This is a genomic window from Candidatus Hakubella thermalkaliphila (assembly GCF_013281975.1).
In the GTDB taxonomy this organism is placed as follows: Bacteria; Actinomycetota; Humimicrobiia; order Hakubellales; family Hakubellaceae; genus Hakubella; species Hakubella thermalkaliphila.
Map to the genome: position 1 here is coordinate 1 of NZ_BLRZ01000333.1, position 931 is coordinate 931.

The window sequence follows — 931 nt, forward strand, 5'->3', positions numbered from 1 at the left end:
ATAGTTCCACTATATCATATTATCATCTCCTTGTCAAGAAAAAAATGTATGACCCAGCGATTCCGCAACTTTCACAAAAATACAAAAATATGCCTGCAAAAAGCAAATCTCTGCTTTGAATAAATTCGGATTTAGGGAATTCGGGATTATTTTTATGGATTATTTTTGGCTATTCTGGGGTTGAGGACAGAGTTTCCCCCTTGAGGTCTCCTAGAGAAGATAAAATTAAATTGATGGGGTAAAGCAAGGCCGCCTGAGGATTGCCTATTACTGTGACCCCACCAGCCTGATAAGGATTCCAGAGGGGAAAAATCCCGGAAGAAATACTGTTTTTTATAAATACTCGAATGGGCACAAATTGGGTCATGGGATCCATATAATTGGGGACTTTACCCAGAAATACCAGGGGGTAAAAAATTGCCAACAGGGGCACAGCAATAGCTAATAGCGGAAATAGCTTTTCATATTTCTTGGTAATATAAAATGATTTGGGGACCAACGATATTCCTTTACCCTTATTCTTGTCGTTTCTAAGGATTTTGAAGTTGTTATTGAAGGTGAGGAAAGTACTTTCTGCTTTTCCTTTGAACGGCTTTGACCACCTCTCAAGCCCGTCCTCTGACCCAATCTTTAAAGTCCCATGGCCCTGCTTCCAACTACTAAGGCTCTCAGGTCTTCCCAACATTTCGACTAATACTAATACATGGAGGTCAAATGTGACAATAGAGCAGGTTCAGTCTGTCAAGGCAGATTCAGTCAAAACCGTAGAATGGACTGATCACCTTCACCAGCAGCCAGGGCACCACCTGAGAGCCAGAGCCCAGGCGAAGACCTCCCCATAGCCCTCCGGAAAGGTAAGACCTACCATTTCCCCTGTCTCCCTAAAGAGAGGGGCCAGGTCAGTACCGATGAAAAGGATCAAGCCCATGAT

At 43.2% G+C, this 931-nt stretch carries 1 protein-coding gene; it reads right to left on the minus strand.

Going from position 1 to position 931, the window contains the following annotated elements:
• Nucleotides 1-169: 169 nt before the first annotated feature.
• Nucleotides 170-682, minus strand: a complete 513-nt coding sequence (locus tag HW443_RS11955) for a hypothetical protein (RefSeq protein WP_176236181.1) — start codon at nucleotides 680-682, stop codon at nucleotides 170-172.
• Nucleotides 683-931: the final 249 nt, after the last annotated feature.